The organism is Rhodococcus sp. EPR-134 (assembly GCF_001647205.1).
Classification (GTDB): domain Bacteria; phylum Actinomycetota; class Actinomycetes; order Mycobacteriales; family Mycobacteriaceae; genus Rhodococcus_F; species Rhodococcus_F qingshengii.
The window spans coordinates 1-18728 of record NZ_LVCT01000242.1 but is presented as its reverse complement, the minus strand read 5'-3'; the positions used below and the strand labels follow the sequence as shown (position 1 = coordinate 18728).

General features: G+C 62.3%; 18 protein-coding genes and 2 tRNA genes. 7 read left to right on the top strand and 13 right to left on the bottom strand.

Going from position 1 to position 18728, the window contains the following annotated elements; translation table 11 throughout:
* The coding region (locus A2J01_RS10610) for an AIR synthase related protein (protein WP_231915763.1) at positions 1-503 on the bottom strand (503 nt) is incomplete at its 3' end.
* A 77-nt stretch (positions 504-580) separates the two neighbouring features.
* Here A2J01_RS10610 and A2J01_RS10605 point away from each other — a divergent pair.
* A complete protein-coding gene (locus A2J01_RS10605; protein ID WP_003942765.1) occupies positions 581-1273 on the top strand; it encodes a DUF3515 domain-containing protein in 693 nt (230 codons plus the stop codon).
* On the opposite strand, the gene A2J01_RS10600 is transcribed toward A2J01_RS10605, so the two are convergent.
* The 3 genes from A2J01_RS10600 to A2J01_RS10590 form a co-directional block, all read right to left on the bottom strand.
* On the bottom strand, positions 1274-2380 hold the full coding sequence (locus A2J01_RS10600) for a D-alanine--D-alanine ligase family protein (protein ID WP_064112663.1): 1107 nt from the start codon (positions 2378-2380) through the stop codon (positions 1274-1276).
* Positions 2381-2451: 71 nt separating this feature from the next.
* Complete coding sequence (locus tag A2J01_RS10595; protein WP_042925741.1) at positions 2452-3603, bottom strand: cystathionine gamma-lyase; 1152 nt, start codon at positions 3601-3603, stop codon at positions 2452-2454.
* Positions 3600-4598: an NAD(P)H-dependent glycerol-3-phosphate dehydrogenase gene (locus A2J01_RS10590; RefSeq protein ID WP_030535420.1), complete on the bottom strand. Its 999-nt coding sequence runs from the start codon at positions 4596-4598 to the stop codon at positions 3600-3602. Before A2J01_RS10590 ends, A2J01_RS10595 begins: the two co-directional genes overlap by 4 nt.
* Before the next feature lie 126 nt (positions 4599-4724).
* Here A2J01_RS10590 and cofC point away from each other — a divergent pair, with 126 nt between their 5' ends.
* The 3 genes from cofC to A2J01_RS10575 are packed head-to-tail and all read left to right on the top strand — an operon-like array spanning position 4725 to position 8713.
* The gene (cofC, locus tag A2J01_RS10585) at positions 4725-5474 is read left to right on the top strand and encodes a 2-phospho-L-lactate guanylyltransferase (RefSeq protein WP_082900839.1); all 750 of its coding nucleotides are present in this window, start codon (positions 4725-4727) and stop codon (positions 5472-5474) included.
* A 51-nt stretch (positions 5475-5525) separates the two neighbouring features.
* A complete protein-coding gene (locus A2J01_RS10580) occupies positions 5526-7769 on the top strand; it encodes an RNA degradosome polyphosphate kinase (RefSeq protein ID WP_003942685.1) in 2244 nt (747 codons plus the stop codon).
* A 17-nt stretch (positions 7770-7786) separates the two neighbouring features.
* Positions 7787-8713 (top strand): bifunctional NUDIX hydrolase/histidine phosphatase family protein, encoded by a 927-nt coding sequence (locus A2J01_RS10575; protein ID WP_058038612.1) that lies wholly within the window; start codon positions 7787-7789, stop codon positions 8711-8713.
* A gap of 167 nt (positions 8714-8880) precedes the next feature.
* On the opposite strand, the gene A2J01_RS10570 is transcribed toward A2J01_RS10575, so the two are convergent.
* From A2J01_RS10570 to leuC, 3 genes are all read right to left on the bottom strand, one after another.
* Positions 8881-9510, bottom strand: coding sequence for an HU family DNA-binding protein (locus A2J01_RS10570; protein WP_007729339.1), 630 nt, complete (start codon positions 9508-9510; stop codon positions 8881-8883).
* Between the two features lie 157 nt (positions 9511-9667).
* Positions 9668-10276: a 3-isopropylmalate dehydratase small subunit gene (gene leuD / locus A2J01_RS10565; protein ID WP_064112662.1), complete on the bottom strand. Its 609-nt coding sequence runs from the start codon at positions 10274-10276 to the stop codon at positions 9668-9670.
* Positions 10277-10304: 28 nt separating this feature from the next.
* Positions 10305-11726, bottom strand: a complete 1422-nt coding sequence (leuC, locus tag A2J01_RS10560; protein WP_003944727.1) for a 3-isopropylmalate dehydratase large subunit — start codon at positions 11724-11726, stop codon at positions 10305-10307.
* Positions 11727-11884: 158 nt separating this feature from the next.
* Between leuC and A2J01_RS10555 the strand changes: the two genes are divergently transcribed.
* From A2J01_RS10555 to A2J01_RS10545, 3 genes are all read left to right on the top strand, one after another.
* Positions 11885-12586, top strand: a complete 702-nt coding sequence (locus tag A2J01_RS10555; RefSeq protein ID WP_007729342.1) for an IclR family transcriptional regulator — start codon at positions 11885-11887, stop codon at positions 12584-12586.
* 55 nt (positions 12587-12641) lie between these two features.
* Positions 12642-13145, top strand: a complete 504-nt coding sequence (locus A2J01_RS10550; protein ID WP_003944740.1) for a pyridoxamine 5'-phosphate oxidase family protein — start codon at positions 12642-12644, stop codon at positions 13143-13145.
* 83 nt (positions 13146-13228) lie between these two features.
* On the top strand, positions 13229-13426 hold the full coding sequence (locus tag A2J01_RS10545) for a DUF5302 domain-containing protein (RefSeq protein ID WP_007729345.1): 198 nt from the start codon (positions 13229-13231) through the stop codon (positions 13424-13426).
* Positions 13427-13565: 139 nt separating this feature from the next.
* On the opposite strand, the gene A2J01_RS10540 is transcribed toward A2J01_RS10545, so the two are convergent.
* The 6 genes from A2J01_RS10540 to A2J01_RS10515 form a co-directional block, all read right to left on the bottom strand.
* Positions 13566-13638, bottom strand: a tRNA-Glu gene (locus A2J01_RS10540).
* A 96-nt stretch (positions 13639-13734) separates the two neighbouring features.
* Positions 13735-13806: transfer RNA gene (locus A2J01_RS10535), tRNA-Gln, on the bottom strand.
* A gap of 156 nt (positions 13807-13962) precedes the next feature.
* Positions 13963-15438 (bottom strand): glutamate--tRNA ligase, encoded by a 1476-nt coding sequence (gltX, locus tag A2J01_RS10530; protein WP_030535414.1) that lies wholly within the window; start codon positions 15436-15438, stop codon positions 13963-13965.
* A gap of 73 nt (positions 15439-15511) precedes the next feature.
* Positions 15512-16672, bottom strand: a complete 1161-nt coding sequence (locus tag A2J01_RS10525; RefSeq protein ID WP_030535413.1) for an alkane 1-monooxygenase — start codon at positions 16670-16672, stop codon at positions 15512-15514.
* 390 nt (positions 16673-17062) lie between these two features.
* The gene (locus tag A2J01_RS10520) at positions 17063-17836 is read right to left on the bottom strand and encodes a fumarylacetoacetate hydrolase family protein (RefSeq protein ID WP_003944722.1); all 774 of its coding nucleotides are present in this window, start codon (positions 17834-17836) and stop codon (positions 17063-17065) included.
* Between the two features lie 84 nt (positions 17837-17920).
* Positions 17921-18728 (bottom strand): 3-isopropylmalate dehydrogenase (locus A2J01_RS10515; protein ID WP_064112661.1); only part of this gene is annotated, 808 nt, incomplete at its 5' end.

Sequence of the window (18728 nt, the reverse complement as noted above, 5' to 3'; positions counted from 1 at the left end):
CCGAGATCGCCGAGCACGGTCACCGACACCACGATCACCGGTGACTGGACCAGGTCACCGCCGACCACACCGGCACCCAGATCGGTTGCCGCGTCCCAGATTCCCGCGGAGATTGCGTCGACCACGTCGACGGGTGTCGAAGGCGGGCACCCCAGAGACACCGTGAAGGCCGTCGGCCGCGCTCCCATCGAGACCACATCAGCAGCGTTCTGTGCCACTGCCTTCCGGCCGATGTCGCGTGGTGAAGACCAATCCATTCGGAAATGTCGACCTTCGACCAACATGTCGGACGAGACAACCACACGGCCGTCTCCGGAAGTCACGATGGCGGCATCGTCACCCGGCCCCAATTCAGTGGTGATCGGTTGGATTCGGCCGAGAAGAGATCGCGCGATCACGTCGAACTCCCCCACCTGCTCGACAGTGGGCTCCGACCCGAACTCCGATGATGCAGTGAACTCCGATGATGCAGTGAACTCCGATGATGCGATGAGTCTCTCCAATGCCGACGCAATTCGCTCGTAAGCGGCCTGCGGTACCTTCTAGCTGTGGTCGTGAATGCTTCTGCAAGCTCACGCGTGTGTCGGCAATCCTACCGATTCACCGACATGCTCTCAGAAGTGACAAGACCGCTGATCGACTGGACCAGGACCCGAGCGAAGAACTGAGCATGGCAGAAAACACCTCCACCGCAGACAACGCCGACATCGACCCCGACGGCGACGACGATCCGTCAGAGCGCCGCAGTCCGGCGCTGATCGCCACCGCCATCGCACTCCCGGTAGCCCTGATCGTCGGAGTAGTGATCGCGGCCGTCGTCGCGGGAAACAACCCTGAACTCTCGCCGGTTGCATTGGGACCCGTACCGGCACCGGCAGCGGAGTCGCCGGCCTGCGTTTCCCTTCTCGGCGCGCTCCCCGACAAGATCGACGACTTCACGAAAGCCGAATTGGTGGAACCTGCTCCGGCCGGTGCGGCAGCGTGGCAGCGCAGCGAAGGAGAGCCGATCGTCTTGCGCTGCGGACTCGACCGTCCGTCCGAGTTCGACCAGGCTGCAGCACTACAGGTCGTGAACGGTGTCCAGTGGTTCCAGGTCTCGGGAACCGACATCGGTTTGGCGGCGAGCACTTGGTTTGCCGTAGACCGCGGTGAATACATCGGTATCACGATCCCCGACGGGACCGGTCCGACGCCGATTCAGGAAATCTCCGACACCATCACGGCGACCCTCGAACAGAAGCCTCTCGACCCGGCGCCGGTCGCGGTTCCCTGATCAGCGAAGGCCGGTGCCGCGAGCGATGGCGGTGTCGACCAGAGTCGAAATCAAAGTGCGGTAATCGATTCCGGTGGCGTTCCACATCTTCGGGTACATCGAGATGGAAGTGAACCCGGGCATCGTGTTGATCTCGTTGATCACCGGGCCGTCAGCCGTGACGAAGAAATCGACCCGCGAGAGTCCCTGGCAATCGAGTGCCTTGAACGCGCGGACAGCAAGCTCTCGAATCTGGTCGCTCACCGACTCGTCGAGTTTCGCGGGGATGTCGAATTCACAGACGTCGTCGAGGTACTTGGTGTCGAAGTCGTAGAATGCGTCCGAATCGGCGTCGGAATCCGGCATCCGGATCTCGGCGCCCACACTCGCCTTGACGTCGCCGTTCGGGAATTCGAGGACGCCGCATTCCACCTCGCGGCCGATGATCGCGCCTTCGACGATCACCTTGGGATCATGCAGGCGTGCATGAGCGATCGCCCCGTCCAGACCGTCCCAATTGCTCACCCGAGTGATGCCGATGGACGAGCCTCCACGAGCGGGCTTGACGAAAACCGGAAGGCCCAATTCCGCCTTCTGCTCTTCGGTCAGCGTTGCGGTTCCCGGTCGAAGCACGACCTGCACTCCGACGGGAAGTCCTTCAGCAGCAAGAAGCTTCTTCGTGAACTCTTTGTCCATGCCGGCGGCGCTGGCCAGAACTCCGGGTCCGACGTACGGAACCCCGGCAAGTTCGAGCAGACCCTGGATCGTGCCGTCGTCGCCGTAAGCCCCATGAAGAACGGGGAACACGACGTCGACCGACGCGAGCACAGCACCGGCGTCGGAGCCGTCGAAGGAGATGACCTCGCCCTCGCGGGTGGGGTCCGCGCTGAGGACCACCGACGTTCCGTCTTTGTCGACCGACGGCAGCGCGCGCCCGCTGATCGCGAGGGAACTGGGGTCGCTCGAACCGAGCACCCAGGAACCGTCGACAGTGATGCCGATCGGTACGACGTCGTACCGATCGGGGTCGAGGTTGCTCAGGACGCTTCCGGCGGAAACACAGGACACTGAATGCTCATTGCTCCGGCCACCGAAGATCACGGCCACGCGGGTACGACTGCTGTTCACGCGTCAAACCGTACCGCCGAATCGACTGCGGCACGCGATCGGGCCGGACCGATTTCGTCGACCCGGCCCGTTTACGCGTCGAGTGCGCGCTCGATGTCGGCCAGGAGATCGGCGGTGTCCTCGATGCCACAAGCGATTCGGACAAACCCCGCACTGACCGGATCGCCCCAGCGCGCACGGCGATCCGCCGTCGTGTGGATCCCGCCGAAGCTGGTAGCAGCCGTGACGAGAGCGCTCGCTTCGACGAACGAGTGGAATGCCTGAGCCGAATCCAACTCGACGCTCACCAATCCACCGAATCGATTCATCTGACCGGATGCCGTTGCATAGGACGGGTCACCGCGAAGGCCGGGGTAACGAACGGACCGGACTGCTTTGTGATCCACCAACATCTCGGCAAGCGCCAGCGCGTTGTCGCACTGACGCCCGAATCGCAGGCCTGCCGTGCCGAGACTCCGGTGCGCAAGCCACGTCTCGAAGGGGCCGAGCACCGTTCCCGAGAGAAGTCGCTCACGCTCGATTTGCCGACTCACCGCCGTATCGGAGGTGGCGACGTAACCCATCAGGAGGTCACTGTGCCCGCTGAGAGCCTTGGTACCGCTGGCCACCACGACGTCGGCACCCAATTCGAGCGGGCGCTGACCCAGCGGTGTCGCGGTCGTGTTGTCGACGATCAGCAGCGCACCCGAACGGTGGCACACGTCGGCGAGCACGCGAAGGTCGACCACGTCCAGCACCGGGTTGGACGGCGTCTCGGCGACGACGACCACGCGGCCCGGTGACGCGTCGAGCAGATCTACGAAGCTCGCGTCGCCCATCTGCAGAGTCGAAACCTCGCGAACGGTGATTCCCAACGGCGCGAGGCGCTCGTTCGCGTACAACCGCACTTGGTAATACCCGTCCGAGGGCACGACGACGGTATCCCCCGCGACGAGGACGCTGCGCAAGGTAGCGGTGATCGCGGACATCCCCGATCCCATGACGAGGGCGTGGTCCGCTCTCTCGAGCGCCGCGAGCGCGGATTCGAGTCCGCGCCAACCCGGGTTCGATGCACGTGCATAGGTATCGGACTCGGAACCTTCGTCCGCCGAAAGTTGGTACGGCGCAGCGAATATCGGGCCCAGTTGCATGGGCTGACCCGCGGCGTGTTCGCGCGCGACGGCGCTCACGCTGCGCGTCGAATCCCCGTAATCCTCGAAGCGACCCACACCGATTTCACTCATTCCGGCTTCGTCCGGCGTCCGAGCAACTGACCGATCGCATCGCTGACGGCCATGCCTTCGTGGCACACCCGGTGGACCGCGTCGGTCAACGGCATCTCCACGTCGTATCCGGCAGCGAGTGCGCGTACCGACGTGCACGACTTCACGCCCTCGGCGACCTGACCGTTGGTTGCCTTCTGTGCCGACTCCATCGACCCGCCTCGTCCGAGCCGCTCTCCGAACGTCCGGTTTCGCGACAACTCGGACGTGCAGGTCGCTACCAGGTCACCGACGCCCGCCAAGCCTGCAAGAGTCGACGCCTTGGCGCCGAGCGCAACGCCGAGACGAATCGTCTCGGCGAGCCCACGGGTGATGATGCTGGCAACCGTGTTGTCGCCGAATCCACTGCCGGCGGCCATGCCGCAGGCCAGCGCGATCACGTTCTTACACGCACCACCGATCTCGCATCCGATGACGTCGGAGTTGGTGTACGGCCTGAAATAGCCGGTAGCACAAGCATCCTGGAGAGCGAGGGCACGCGAGGAATCCGAACAGGCGATCACCGTCGCCGCGGGCTGCCCGCCGGCGATCTCGTGTGCAAGGTTCGGGCCCGAGAGCACCGCGACGCGCCCCGGTTCCACGCCGGTCACCGACACGATGACCTGGCTCATGCGCATGAGCGTCCCGGTCTCGATTCCCTTGGCCAGACTCAGCAGAGTCGCATCGGGTCCGATCGAGCCTTTCCACTGCTCCAGGTTTGCTCGTAGCGACTGCGAGGGAACCGCCAGCACGATGAAGTCAGCACCTGCCATCGCCTCCTCGTGGTGGTGGGTCGCGCGAATCGACGAAGGCAAAGCAATGCCTGGCAGATAGTCGCTGTTCTCGTGCGTGGTGTCGATGCGCTTCGCGACCTCTTCACGCCTGGCCCACATCGTCACGTCGGTTCCGGCCTCGGCCATCACCTTCGCCAACGCCGTTCCCCACGAACCTGCGCCCAATACAGCTGCCTTACTCACACGCTCACCCCGTCTACCCGGCGAAGCGGGTCGCCGCCAGAAAAATCGTCTGCACAGAGTATCGCCTGTGGTGCACTGCGGTGGGCAGCCGCGGACACCGAGCGTGATGACTGGCAAGATCGAGGGATGGACAGCGCGGAACCCCCGTACCCACACGCCGTGGAGACACCGCATGCGCGCACGGAGATCGAACGCCCCATGCATGCGATAGTGGCCGTCAAGTCCTTGAGATCGGCCAAGTCCCGCCTCGCGGGCGAACTCGACTCGGACGCGCGTGCAGACCTCGTGTTGGCCATGCTTCACGACACCCTCGCCACAATTGCAGCCGTCTCGGCCATCGACAGCGTCACAGTGGTCACCCCAGACCCCACCGTTGCCGCCCTTGCATATTCCGTCGGCGTGACGGTCTACGCCGATCCAGCTCCCGACGGCGCCCGAACCAACGGCGCAACACCGCGCACGGAGGAAACCCTCAACGCGGCGTTGAGTGCAGCGGCCGCCGATATCCGAGCCAAGCGCGGAGTGGTCGACCTCGTTGTGCTGCAAGCCGACTTGCCCGCCATGCAACCGAGCGAACTGACGGAGGCCGTGGCCGCGGCCCGAAGCGGCGGACGTTCAGTCGTCGTCGATCACCACGGCACCGGCACTTCCGCATTGTTTGCGTGCGGCGAAAGCGCGCTCGACCCTCGGTTCGGGCCGGAATCCGCACTTGGACATGCCAATTCAGGTGCTCGTCCACTCAACGGCCAATGGCCGGGACTGCGCACCGACGTCGACACCCATGCCGATCTCGGCACTGTGCGAGCACTGGGAGTAGGCCCCGCGACATCGGCTTCGTTGACCAGACTCAAGGCCACGCCGTCGAACAGTCGATGAATTTTCTTTCATCGATTGTCGGACCGCGCGATTGTGGGGGATGATCGACGAGTGAGCAATGGCGAAGCACTCGAAAACCGTATTTCCGAAGACCAGTCGGACGGAGACCACAGCTCCGGCCGGCACGAGAACGGCGCGGCCACCTCGCCGCGATCTCAGGCCGTCGCGGTCGCCACCAACATCCCGGGCGCTCCCCCTGCAGCTACCAAGGCAGAGCTACCCGAATTGCTCGTCGGACTTCCCGAGGATCGTTACCTCAACCGCGAACTCAGCTGGCTCGATTTCAATGCCCGTGTTCTCGCATTGGCTGCCGACGAGTCACTGCCGTTGCTCGAACGCGCAAAGTTCCTCGCCATCTTCGCTTCCAATCTCGACGAATTTTTCATGGTCCGGGTCGCCGGACTCAAGCGCCGCGACGAGACGGGACTGTCGGTCAGGTCCGCCGACGGCCTCTCCCCACGCGAACAATTGGCGCTCATCGCGCGTCGCACCCAGGAACTCGCTGACAAGCACGCACACGTGTTTCTCGACTCGGTCCGCCCTGCCCTGGCGGCAGAAGGCATTTCAATTGTTCGATGGGCCGACCTCAGTGCCGACGATCACGGCCGGCTCTCGGCGCATTTCCACGAGCAGGTCTTCCCGGTACTGACGCCGTTGGCAGTCGATCACGCCCACCCGTTCCCCTACATCAGCGGACTGAGCCTCAACCTCGCCGTGACAGTGAAGGACTCCGTCACCCGCGGCGAACACTTCGCTCGCGTCAAGGTTCCCGACAACGTCGGCCGGTTCGTGCGAGTCAAGAGCACGACATCTTCGTCCACCATCGATTCTTTCCTCCCGATGGAAGAACTGATTTCGGCTCATCTGGACGTGCTGTTCCCCGGAATGGAAATCGTCGAACATCACGCTTTCCGAATCACACGCAACGCCGATTTCGAGGTCGAAGAAGATCGGGACGAGGATCTGCTGCAGGCACTCGAACGTGAATTGGCGCGTCGTCGTTTCGGTTCACCCGTTCGCCTCGAAGTTGCCGACGACATGACCGAGCACATGCTCGAACTGCTTCTGCGTGAACTCGACGTCGATCCGGCCGACGTGATCGAGGTTTCCGGTCTCCTCGACTTGTCCTGCCTCTGGCAGGTTTACGCCGTCGACCGCCCCGCTCTCAAAGACGCTCCGTTCGTCCCGGCGACGCATCCGGCGTTCGGTGAACGCGAGACTCCGAAGAGCGTGTTCTCGACCCTGCGCGAAGGCGACGTGCTCGTCCACCACCCATACGACTCGTTTTCCACAAGCGTTCAACGCTTCATCGAACAGGCCGCCGCCGACCCGCAGGTGCTCGCGATCAAGCAGACCCTGTACCGCACTTCCGGCGACTCCCCCATCGTCAATGCACTGATCGACGCCGCCGAAGCGGGCAAGCAGGTTGTCGCGCTGGTGGAGATCAAGGCCCGCTTCGACGAGCAGGCCAACATCAAGTGGGCACGCAAACTCGAGCAGGCCGGCGTTCACGTCGTCTACGGTCTCGTCGGTCTCAAGACTCACTGCAAGACGTGCCTCGTCGTCAGACGAGAGGGCTCGACCATTCGTCGTTACTGCCACATCGGCACGGGCAACTACAACCCGAAGACCGCGCGCATGTACGAGGACGTCGGATTGCTCACCGCAGCACCGGAGATCGGTGCAGACCTCACCGACCTCTTCAACTCGCTGACCGGATACTCCCGAAAGACGAGCTACCGCAACCTTCTCGTAGCGCCGTACGGGGTTCGCCGCGGGATCATCGAGCGGATCGACAACGAGATCGCTCACAAGCTCGCAGGCCGCGATGCCGGTATCCGCTTGAAGGCCAACGCATTGGTCGACGAGCAGGTCATCGACGCGTTGTACCGCGCATCCAAGGCCGGTATCCCCGTCGAGATCGTGGTCCGCGGAATCTGCGCGCTCAAGCCGGGCGTTCCCGGCCTCAGCGAAAACATCGAAGTACGTTCCATTCTCGGACGCTTCCTCGAACACTCGCGAATGTTCCATTTCCGCTCGGCCGACGAATTCTGGATCGGCAGCGCAGACATGATGCACCGCAACCTCGATCGCCGCGTCGAGGTCATGGTGCAGGTCAAGGACCCGAAACTGTCGAAGCAACTCGGTGACATCTTCGACTCCGCGCTCGATCCCCGAACTCGCTGCTGGGTACTGCATCCGGACGGGAGTTGGGTCGCTGCCCCCGAACGCGGTGAGGACGTACGTGAGCATCAACAGTCGTTGATGCGCAGCCGCACCGCCAGCGGGTCTTGACGGGCTCGGATCACACAATGAACGACAAGCCGGTCAAAGCCAACATCTTTGCCGCAGGCGCGGTTCTGTGGCGGAAGGCTCCTCAGGATCCTTCCGCCATCGAGATCGCCGTCGTACATCGACCGAAGTACGACGACTGGTCATTCCCCAAAGGAAAGCTCGATCCCGGCGAGACCTTCTTGACCGCAGCAGTTCGCGAGGTCCGCGAAGAGACCTCGATCACCGGACGTTTCGGAAGGCACCTCGGTGGCGTGACGTACCCGATCCCGGGACATCGCAAACTCAAACGGGTCGAATACTGGTCGGCCGAAGCAGTGGACGGAGATTTCGGGCCGAATAGCGAAGTGGATGTTCTCTATTGGCTTCCGGTCACCGAGGTAGCCGATCATCTTTCCTACCCGATGGATCGAATGATTCTTCGCCGCTTCGTTTCCCTTCGGCCTGACACGAAAACGGTATTACTCGTCCGCCACGCAAAAGCTGGAAGCCGTAAGCGATACAAGGGCGACGACAATGTGCGTCCACTCGACGCCAAGGGCAAAGAGCAATCCGCCGCCTTGGTCGAACAGCTGAAAATCTTCGGAGCCGATTCGGTTTTCGCGGCTGACCGTACGCGCTGCATCGACACTGTGATGCCATTGGCGGAGGCATTGGGTGTAGAGATTTCGACGGAACCTCTTCTGACCGAAGAAGGTTACGAGGCCGATCCCGACGCCGCCAGGGCGCGTGCGCTGCAGATCGCCGCACTGGAGGGCACTCCCGTAATCTGCAGCCAAGGAGGCGTCATCCCCGATTTGATGCGCTGGTGGGCTGATACGGCCGGTGTAACACTGCCCTCGGCGCGCAACCGTAAGGCGAGCACTTGGGTGCTCTCGTTCCTCGACGGCCGTCTGGTAGCCGCGGATCACCTCGACAGCCCGCTCCCCAAAGTCGCCAACTCCTGAGGGATTTGGACCAACCGACGCCCAGCTCGATTCGGTAGTTTTGCAAAGCACTGAAACACAGGAGAATTCACACTTCTCCCAGACAGCAAAAAAGAGGTGCAGCCGCGGATCTGATCCGCGGCTGCACCTCTTTGTCTTACGGCATCGAGTTTTTCACCCGAACGCGACTACTTTGCGCGCTTGGCCGGAGCCTTCTTGGCCGGAGCCTTCTTGGCTGCGGTCTTGGCGGGGGCCTTCTTGGCCGGAGCCTTCTTGGCCGGAGCCTTGGCTGCGGTCTTGGCCGGAGCCTTCTTGGCGGGAGCCTTGGTGGCAACCGTCTTCTTGGCTGCGGTCTTGGCCGGAGCCTTCTTGGCGGGAGCCTTCGCGGCAACCGTCTTCTTGGCTGCGGTCTTGGCCGGAGCCTTCTTGGCCGGAGCCTTCTTGGCTGCGGTCTTCTTGGCAGCAGCCTTCTTGGCTGCAGCCTTGGTGGCCGGTGCTGCTACGCCACGCTTGACTGCCGGGCCGGTGGCCGGAAGCTTCTGTCCACCAGCGATAACAGCCTTGAACTGCGCACCCGGACGGAAAGCCGGAACCGACGTCGGCTTGACCTTGACGGTCTCGCCCGTACGCGGGTTGCGTGCAACACGTGCTGCACGACGACGCTGCTCGAAGACTCCGAAGCCGGTGATGGTCACGCTCTCGCCACGGTGGACGGCGCGGACGATGGTGTCCACGACGTGCTCCACTGCGTCGGTCGCTGTGCGCCTGTCCGAACCCAGCTTTTCAGTCAGAACATCGATGAGCTCTGCCTTGTTCATTGAAATTCCTCCGCTAATTGTGGTCCACCGTCGGACCGACTGAGAACCACGGTAAACCTGATAACGGCAAGAGTCTATGTGCCACGCCAATTCTCATTCAACGTGACTGCGAAATGGTGACCTATTTCTCTTCCCGCGCGGAGTTGCGGATTTCGGTTCAGCCCTGCGAAATTCGGGCTGGAAGGGTAGTCGGTTTCCATGAAGGCCTTGACTTTTCGAACTCGGAAATCGCGTCTACCTGCCGCAATGTCAGTCCGATGTCGTCGAGACCCTCCAGCAGACGCCACCGTGTGTAGTCGTCAATATTGAACGGCACCACCGTAGTTCCGGCGCTGACGGTCCGATTCTCGGGATCTACTGTCAATTCCAGTCCGGGCTGCTCTTCGAGCAACTTCCAGAGCAATTCGACGTCGCTCTGCTCGACCTGTGCCGCTACGAGACCGGCTTTTCCGGCGTTTCCGCGGAAGATGTCGGCGAACCGGGAAGCGATGACGACCCGAAATCCGAAGTCGGAGAGAGCCCACACGGCATGCTCACGCGAAGAGCCCGTGCCGAAATCGGGACCGGCCACGAGGACACTTCCCTTGTCGTAGGGAGCCAGATTGAGAATGAAGTTGGGGTCGGTACGCCAGCCTGCAAACAGCCCGTCCTCGAATCCGGTGCGCGTCACCCGTTTCAGGTACACGGCAGGGATGATCTGGTCGGTATCGACATTCGAGCGTCGCAGCGGGACGCCGATACCCTTGTGCGTGGTAAAGGATTCCATCGAAATTCTCCTCGAGATGGTAAGTGGGTCAGACCAGATCGGCCGGTGCCGAGAGCGTTCCGCGGACCGCCGTGGCAGCCGCGACGAGCGGGGAAACCAGATGGGTCCGGCCGCCTTTACCCTGTCGGCCTTCGAAATTCCGGTTGGACGTCGATGCCGAACGCTCGCCGGGAGCAAGCTGGTCAGGGTTCATTCCCAAGCACATCGAGCAACCGGCCTGGCGCCATTCAGCCCCTGCCGCTGTGAAGATTTCACCGAGACCTTCGCTTTCGGCTTGAGCCCGCACCCGCATCGAGCCGGGAACGATGAGCATCCGAACGCCCTCTGCCACATGGCGACCCTCGAGCACCTCCGCCACTGCGCGCAGGTCTTCGATGCGTCCGTTGGTGCACGAACCGACGAACACGGTGTCGACAGAAACATCCCGAAGCGGCATACCGGCGTCGAGACCCATGTAGGTGAGCGCCTTCTCGGCTGCCTGACGCTCGCTCTCGTCGACGATCAGTTCGGGATCAGGCACACGGTCGCCGAGCGGCGCACCCTGTCCCGGATTGGTTCCCCACGTGACGAAAGGCGTCAATGCGCTTGCGTCGATGTGAACCTCGTTGTCGAATTCCGCGCCCTCGTCGGTCTTGAGCAACTCCCACGCGGCGACGGCTTCGTCCCACTCTGCGCCGGACGGTGCATGCGGACGGCCCTTGATGAACTCGTAAGTGGTCTCGTCCGGTGCGATCATGCCCGCGCGGGCTCCGGCCTCGATCGACATGTTGCAGATGGTCATACGAGCTTCCATCGACAGTTTGCGAATGGCCTCGCCGCGGTACTCCAGTACGTAGCCCTGGCCGCCGCCGGTGCCGATCTTGGCGATGACTGCGAGGATCAAGTCCTTGCTCGTGACGCCGGGAGGCAGCTCGCCGTCGACCGTGATCGCCATGGTCTTGAAGGGGCGCAACGACAATGTCTGCGTTGCCATCACATGCTCGACCTCGCTGGTTCCGATTCCCATTGCGAGCGCACCGAATGCGCCGTGCGTCGACGTATGACTGTCGCCGCACACCACGGTGGTTCCGGGCTGCGTCAGGCCGAGCTGCGGTCCGACCACATGCACGATGCCTTGGTCGAGATCGCCCATGCGGTGCAAGCGAACTCCGAACTCCTCGCAATTTCGGCGCAAGGTGTCGACCTGAGTCTTGGACACAGGATCTGCGATCGGCTTGTCGATGTCGATCGTCGGAACGTTGTGGTCCTCGGTGGCGATCGTCAGGTCGGGACGGCGCAACTGGCGTCCCGCCAGGCGAAGTCCGTCGAATGCCTGGGGGCTCGTCACTTCGTGAACGAGGTGGAGATCGATGTAGATGAGGTCGGGATCCTGCCCCTCCCCTTTCACGACAACGTGGTCGTCCCACACCTTCTCGGCGAGAGTGCGTGCTTTCTGTGCCATGTCTTCCACCTCTGTACGTAGCCTCGCGTCGGCGGACTACGGGCTGGCCCGCCGCGCGTGAAGTAGGTCCCCAGCCTTCAGAGCAGATGCAGACTGTCCCGAGGAAATGCGCTATCCCTCCAGGAAATGCGGTAGCATCCCACTATGCGAGAAACTGGTATCGACCTATGAGACAGCATAGCGGCATCGGCGTCCTGGACAAAGCAATGGGCGTGCTTCATGCAGTAGCTGAGGAACCGTGCAGCCTCACCGAACTCTGTGCACGAACCGGTTTGCCGCGCGCGACCGCCCATAGACTCGCCGTCGGTCTCGAAGTCCATCGACTCCTCACTCGCGACTCGGACGGTCAGTGGTGCCCAGGGCCCGGACTCGCCGAACTCGCTGCCACCGCTAATGATCCACTCATTGCTGCGGCCGGACTCATCCTCCCCCGCCTTCGCGAAATCACCGGCGAAAGCGTCCAGCTGTACCGTCGCGAAGGCACACAACGCATCTGCGTCGCGTCGATGGAACCACCGACGGGCCTGCGTGACACGGTGCTCGTCGGAGCCCGACTGCCGATGAACGCCGGATCCGGTGCCAAGGTCCTTCTCGCATGGGCAGATCCACAAACCCAACGGACCGTCCTCGCCGATGCGTCCTTCGGCGAACGAGTGCTGCTCGAGGTTCGCCGGCGCGGCTGGGCACAGAGCGCGGCCGAACGTGAGCCCGGTGTCGCCAGCGTCGCGGCTCCCGTCCGAGACTCGGCAGGCGCTGTCATTGCCGCGATTTCGGTCTCCGGCCCCATCGATCGGATGGGTAGACGACCGGGAGCTCGCTGGGCGGCGGACCTTCTCGCAGCTGCCGAAGCGCTCCACAAGCGTCTGTAATTCGTGACACAGTAAGGCCTTCAGATCCTCGAGCACGTAGGAGTACGACGCGACCATGGCAGGAAAGCAGCGTAGTCAGATCACGATGACCGAGGCCGAAATCTCGAGCTTCGTCGAAAAGAGCCGTACGGCAACGATGGCGACGTTGAGCGCCGACGGAATGCCTCACCTGATCGCGATGTGGTTCGCGATAGTCGACGGCGAAATCTGGTTCGAGACCAAAGCCAAGTCGCAGAAGGCCGTCAATCTTCGCCGGGACGCCCGAATGTCCGTCCTGATCGAAGACGGTCAGACGTACGACACGCTCCGAGGAGTCTCGATGGAGGGTACCGGGGTCATCGTCGAAGATCCGGAAGCCCTCTTCGCTGTGGGAATCAGCGTCTGGGAGCGATACACGGGCCCATACACCGACGATCTCCGCCCGGCCGTCGACGCGATGCTCCACAAGCGCGTCGCGGTACGGTTCGTTCCCGATCGAACTCGTTCGTGGGATCACCGCAAGCTCGGGATGCCTGCGATGCCTCTTTCCGGCTCTACCGCACCGCCGCCGCAGCCCTGAGATTCGTGAGCGGAAAAATCACGAGCAATCGAATTCGGGCCGGCGTAGTTTCACCAACAGGCCCAACAACAAGGAGTGAGCATATGAGCGATCTCGACAGCAACACCCCGTCCGAACCCGAATCCCAATCGGAGGAAACCAAACGAAAGTTCCGTGAGGCCCTCGAACGGAAGAATCATCAGAACGCCAAATCGACCGACCATCGCGACGGACAGTCCAAGGTCCACAACACGCATGGCCCGGCCGATCACAAGCGAGAGTTCCGCCGTAAGAGCGGATAACCGATCGCGGACAACAGAGTGAGATGACGATCACCCCCAGTCGAATTCGACTGGGGGTGATCGTTTTTCGCATCGCCGGAAACATTTCCCGCACATACGAAAAGACCCCCCGATCAATGATCGGAGGGTCTTTCCTTTGTAGCCCCGACGGGATTCGAACCCGCGCTACCGCCTTGAGAGGGCGGCGTCCTAGGCCGCTAGACGACGGGGCCAGGACACGCTTTTAAACGTGGTATTTCAGCCTTGCTCTTGGATGCTCAGCAAGCTTAGCTTGTCTGAGTCCGGCCACAAAATCGACCGGATTTCCGCTGGGGTACCAGGACTCGAACCTAGAATGGCGGTACCAGAAACCGCTGTGTTGCCAATTACACCATACCCCAAGGTCTTGCTCACCAGCCTTGTCCGATCCGCTTCGCTGTTGTGCTCGGCGGCTCGTCTCCGGCCGAAAAGAAGATTACCAGTACCCCTGCCCCAAATACCAAATCGTATGGTCACAGGAGGTTTTTGCTTCATTTTCGGCCGGAAGACCGTCCGATCTAGGCGGTTACCGCTGCCCGACCGGCCCGCAACCGAGCGAGCGAGACCTCACGACCGAGCAATTCCATCGACTCGTACAGCGGAGGGCTGATGTGAGAGCCCGTGATCGCGACCCGAACCGGAGCGTAGGCCTTACGCGGTTTGAGCTCCAGATCCTCGATGAGGGCCTTCTTGAGTGCTTCCTCGATACTGGCCGCCGACCACTCTGAGATGGCATCGAGCGCCGCAAGAGACGCGTCCAGAACCGGACCGGCATCTTCCTTCAGGTTCTTTGCCGCCGCGGCCGGATCGAGAGCAAACGACGCCTCGTCGACGAACAGGAATTTCAGCAGATCCCACGCGTCGGACAGGACGACGATGCGCGTCTGCACGAGGTCCGCCGCAACAGTGAACGTCGCTTCGTCGACGTCGGCGCCGATATGTCCGTGCTCCACCAGGAACGACTTCAGACGACCGGCGAAGTCGGCCGGCTCGAGCAGACGAATGTGCTCGGCATTGATCGCGTCGGCCTTCTTCTGGTCGAAGCGGGCAGGATTGGAGTTGACCTTGGAGACGTCGAAGGCCGCAACCATCTCGTCGAGCGAGAAGACATCGTGATCGTCGGCGATGCTCCACCCGAGCAGAGCCAAGTAGTTCAGCAATCCCTCGGGAATGAAGCCCCGATCGCGGTGGATGAAGAGGTTGGACTCGGGATCGCGCTTGGAAAGCTTCTTGTTGCCCTGACCCATCACGAAAGGCAAGTGCCCGAACGACGGTGTGAAATCGGCGACACCGATACGAATCAATGCCTCGTACAACGCGAGCTGACGCGGAGTCGAGGACAGCAGATCTTCGCCGCGCAGTACATGGGTGATCTTCATCAACGCGTCGTCAACCGGGTTGACCAACGTGTACAGCGGAATGCCGTTGCCGCGAGTCAGCGCGAAGTCCGGAACGGTGCCTGCCTTGAACGTGGTCTCGCCCCGCACCAGGTCGTTCCAGGTCAGATCGTGATCGGGCATCCGGAGGCGGACGACGGGCTTGCGCCCCTCGGCGATGTAGGCAGCGCGCTGCTCGTCGCTGAGCTCGCGATCGAAGTTGTCGTATCCGAGCTTCGGATCGCGTCCGGCCGCCTTGTGTCGCGCTTCGACCTCCTCGTTGGTCGAGTAGGACTCGTAGGCCTCGCCCGCGGCCAGCAACTTGGCAACAACGTCGAGATGCAGGTCGCGACGCTCGGACTGGCGATACGGTGCGTGCGGCCCACCGACCTCCGGGCCTTCGTCCCAATTGAGCCCCAACCAGCGGAGGGCGTCGAGGATGGCCTGGTAGGACTCTTCACTGTCGCGCTGCGCATCGGTGTCTTCGATACGGAACACGAATGTGCCGCCGTGGTGTCGTGCGAATGCCCAGTTGAACAAGGCGGTGCGCACCAAACCCACGTGCGGGGTTCCGGTGGGTGACGGACAGAAACGGACGCGTACTTCGCTGTTGGTCATGGCTCACTTGGCTCGGCGATGATGGATGGTCGTACTACAGGTTAGTCCGGCAGCCCTTCCTCCATCCGGCCGATCACTTACCCGGCAGGACGTTGATGCGTGTCATGTCGCCGTCGTAGTAGGCCAGCAGTCGCTTGTCCATGACCTTTCGCCACAGCGGCGGCACCCACGCGCAGACGATCATGACTGCGTAACCCGCTGGAAGTTGCGGCGCTTCGGCCGCACTTCGCAGGCTCTGGTACCGCAGACGCGGATTCGCGTGATGGTCGCTGTGACGCTGAAGTTGATAGAGGAACAGATTGCTGACGACGTGGTCGCTGTTCCAGCTGTCCTCGGGCGAGCACCGGACGTACGAGCCGTCAGGCCGCTTCGCACGTAGCAAGCCGTAGTGCTCGAGATAGTTGGCGGTCTCGAGGAACGTGAAGCCTGCAATTGCCTGAACGGCGAGCCACGGCGCAATTTCCCAGCCGAACGCGGCGATCAGACTGCCGAACAGAACCACACTCATCGCCCACGCGTTCAGGATGTTGTTGCGGTAACTCCACGTCCGTCTCCCCTGACGCCTCAGACGAGCGCTTTCGATCCGCCATCCCGAGCGCAGGCCGCCGATGACGCTGCGAGGCAAGAAGAACCAGAAGTTTTCCTTGTACCGCGAGCTGGCCGGATCCTCCGGCGTCGCGACGCGGACGTGATGACCATGGTTGTGTTCGACGTAGAAATGGCCGTAGAAGGACTGCGCGAGCGCTACTTTCGCGAGCCACTTCTCGAGCTTCTCACTCTTGTGCCCCAATTCATGCGCCGCGTTGATCCCCACACCGGCAACCACGCCGGCAGTCATCGCGAGCGCGAACTTCTCCCCCGCCGCCATCGGCGCGTTCACCCAACACCACGCGACGAACACCAGCCCGACGTATTGGAGGGGCAGGAACAAGTACGTGCACCAGCGGTAGAAACGATCCTCTTGCAATTCAGGGATCGCTTCGTCCGGTGGGCTGTTACCGTCCTCGCCCGCCAGGAGATCGATCAGGGGAATGACGATGACGATCAGCCACGCCCCGATGGCCCAGAAGAGCCCGAGACTGAATTTGTCGACCAGGAACCACGCAGCGAACGGGCTGAGAGGAACCAGCAAACCCAGTGGCCACAGGTAGCGCTTCTTGTCTCGCCACACCGGCCGCTGCCCGTTCCGCGCTTGCCCTGCCGCTGTCCGGGAGGCTTCCGCGAAGGTCGTCATGTATCACCACGTTTCTGCGCAATCCACTCGATTGCCCCATCGGCTTCTATCCAGTTATCGGTCACCCTACTGCTCAGCGTTACATTTCAGGGAATTTGGTCTGTTACGGGTCGCGACAGCAAACCGTATGGCGAACTCTCCCAACCTGGCCAAATCCGACATAACGCCAGGAGGATCAGAGGCGAAGCTTCGCCTGGGTCATGAAACCCGCAGGTCAGTCCCGGAGCCTGATTTCTTCGAGTCGGTTGGCAATCCCGATCAATCCACTGGCGATAGTTACCATCTTGCAACTTTTCTGCGACAGGCACCTCTCAACCTCACACCACGACGGAGGCCCCATCCGGTTGGATGGGGCCTCCGTAGTCGCGTGACTGAACGAACCGGGTCAGATCAGCTCTTGGCGGTCACCGGGTTCGTAAGCGTGCCGATCCCCGAGACCGTGACCGACACGGAATCGCCGTCGACGATCGGGCCTACTCCGGCGGGGGTGCCGGTGAGGATGACGTCGCCAGGCAAGAGAGTCATCACCGCCGAGATCCACTCGATGATCTTCGGAATGTCGTGGAGGAGAAAAGCCGTGCTGCTGTCCTGCTTGACCTGGCCGTTCACCTCGGTCTTGATATCGACGTCGGACGCATCCAGACTGGTTTCGATCCAGGGGCCGAGTGGGCAGAAAGTGTCGTGGCCCTTCGCGCGCGTCCACTGCCCGTCGTGACGCTGATGATCTCGCGCCGACACGTCGTTGGCGATCGTGTAACCGAGGACCACGCTCAACGCCTTCGCCGCCGGAACGTCCTTGCACGGTTGACCGATGACGACCGCGAGTTCACCCTCGAAGTGCACCTCGTTCGAGGTGGGAGGCAAGACGATCGGGGCACCCGGGCCAACTATGGACGTGTTTGGCTTGAGGAAGATCACGGGGTCCGCGGGAGCCTCTCCGCCCATCTCCGCGATGTGATCTGCATAATTCTTGCCGATGCAGATCACCTTGCTGGCGAGAATCGGAGCCAGCAGACGAACATCGGCGAGCGGCCAACTTCGGCCGGTAAATGTGGGGTTCCCGAACGGGTGCTCCGCAATTTCCTTGGCGACGAGGGCATCCTCTTCACCTTCGATACTGACGAACGCAACACCATCGGGACTGGCAATTCGACCAAGACGCATGCCGGCCAGTCTATCGGGGTGCCGGAAACGACTGACGCGCGCAAGCCGAAAGGCTTACGCGCGTCAGTCTCGTGAAAGAATTCCTTACAGCGCTGCAGTGATCCGGTCGCCGATCTCCGTTGTGGAGATGGGACCTTCGCCGCGGGTAGCCAGGTCGGCAGCGACCACAGCCTCGACCCGAGCGGCGTCGTCCTCGCGTCCGAGATGGCGAAGAAGCAGTGCGGCCGAGAGGATCGCGGCGGTGGGATCAGCGATTCCCTTGCCGGCGATGTCCGGAGCACTGCCGTGAACGGGCTCGAACATCGACGGGTTGGTACCCGAGGCATCGATGTTTCCGCTTGCGGCCAAACCGATGCCACCGGTTACGGCGCCGGCGAGGTCGGTGATGATGTCACCGAAGAGGTTGTCCGTGACGATCACGTCGAAGCGCGACGGGTCGGTGACCATGTAGATCGTGGCCGCGTCGATGTGGCAGTACGCGGTTTCGACGTCCGGGAACTCGGCACCGACGGTCTCGATTGCACGCGTCCAGATTGCGCCCGCGTTGGAGAGCACGTTGGTCTTGTGAATCAAGGTGAGGTGCTTGGACCGGGTCTGCGCCAAGGCAAATGCGTAACGCACCACGCGCTCGGCACCGAACCAGGTATTGATCGACACCTCGGTCGCGATCTCGTGATCGGTGCCGACGCGGATCGCTCCACCGTTTCCGGTGTACGGACCCTCGGTGCCTTCACGAACCACGACGAAGTCGATCTCCGGCTGCGCCGCCAACGGCGACAGCGCACCCGGATACAGCTGTGCGGGGCGAAGATTCACGTGATGATCGAGCTGGAAGCGCATGTTCAGCAGCAGACCACGCTCGAGGACGCCGGGTGCGACGATCCGCGGATCA

Excerpts from the sequence above, each read along its gene's own strand:
- cofC (WP_082900839.1), top strand. The coding sequence starts at position 4,725 with ATGGACAGCGCGGAACCCCCGTACCCACACGCCGTGGAGACACCGCAT.
- A2J01_RS10550 (WP_003944740.1), top strand. The coding sequence starts at position 12,642 with ATGGCAGGAAAGCAGCGTAGTCAGATCACGATGACCGAGGCCGAAATC.
- A2J01_RS10570 (WP_007729339.1), bottom strand. The coding sequence starts at position 9,510 with ATGAACAAGGCAGAGCTCATCGATGTTCTGACTGAAAAGCTGGGTTCG.
- A2J01_RS10520 (WP_003944722.1), bottom strand. The coding sequence starts at position 17,836 with ATGCGTCTTGGTCGAATTGCCAGTCCCGATGGTGTTGCGTTCGTCAGT.
- leuD (WP_064112662.1), bottom strand. The coding sequence starts at position 10,276 with ATGGAATCCTTTACCACGCACAAGGGTATCGGCGTCCCGCTGCGACGC.
- A2J01_RS10595 (WP_042925741.1), bottom strand. The coding sequence starts at position 3,603 with ATGAGTGAAATCGGTGTGGGTCGCTTCGAGGATTACGGGGATTCGACG.
- A2J01_RS10525 (WP_030535413.1), bottom strand. The coding sequence starts at position 16,672 with ATGACGACCTTCGCGGAAGCCTCCCGGACAGCGGCAGGGCAAGCGCGG.
- gltX (WP_030535414.1), bottom strand. The coding sequence starts at position 15,438 with ATGACCAACAGCGAAGTACGCGTCCGTTTCTGTCCGTCACCCACCGGA.
- A2J01_RS10555 (WP_007729342.1), top strand. The coding sequence starts at position 11,885 with ATGAGACAGCATAGCGGCATCGGCGTCCTGGACAAAGCAATGGGCGTG.
- A2J01_RS10545 (WP_007729345.1), top strand. The coding sequence starts at position 13,229 with ATGAGCGATCTCGACAGCAACACCCCGTCCGAACCCGAATCCCAATCG.
- A2J01_RS10575 (WP_058038612.1), top strand. The coding sequence starts at position 7,787 with ATGAACGACAAGCCGGTCAAAGCCAACATCTTTGCCGCAGGCGCGGTT.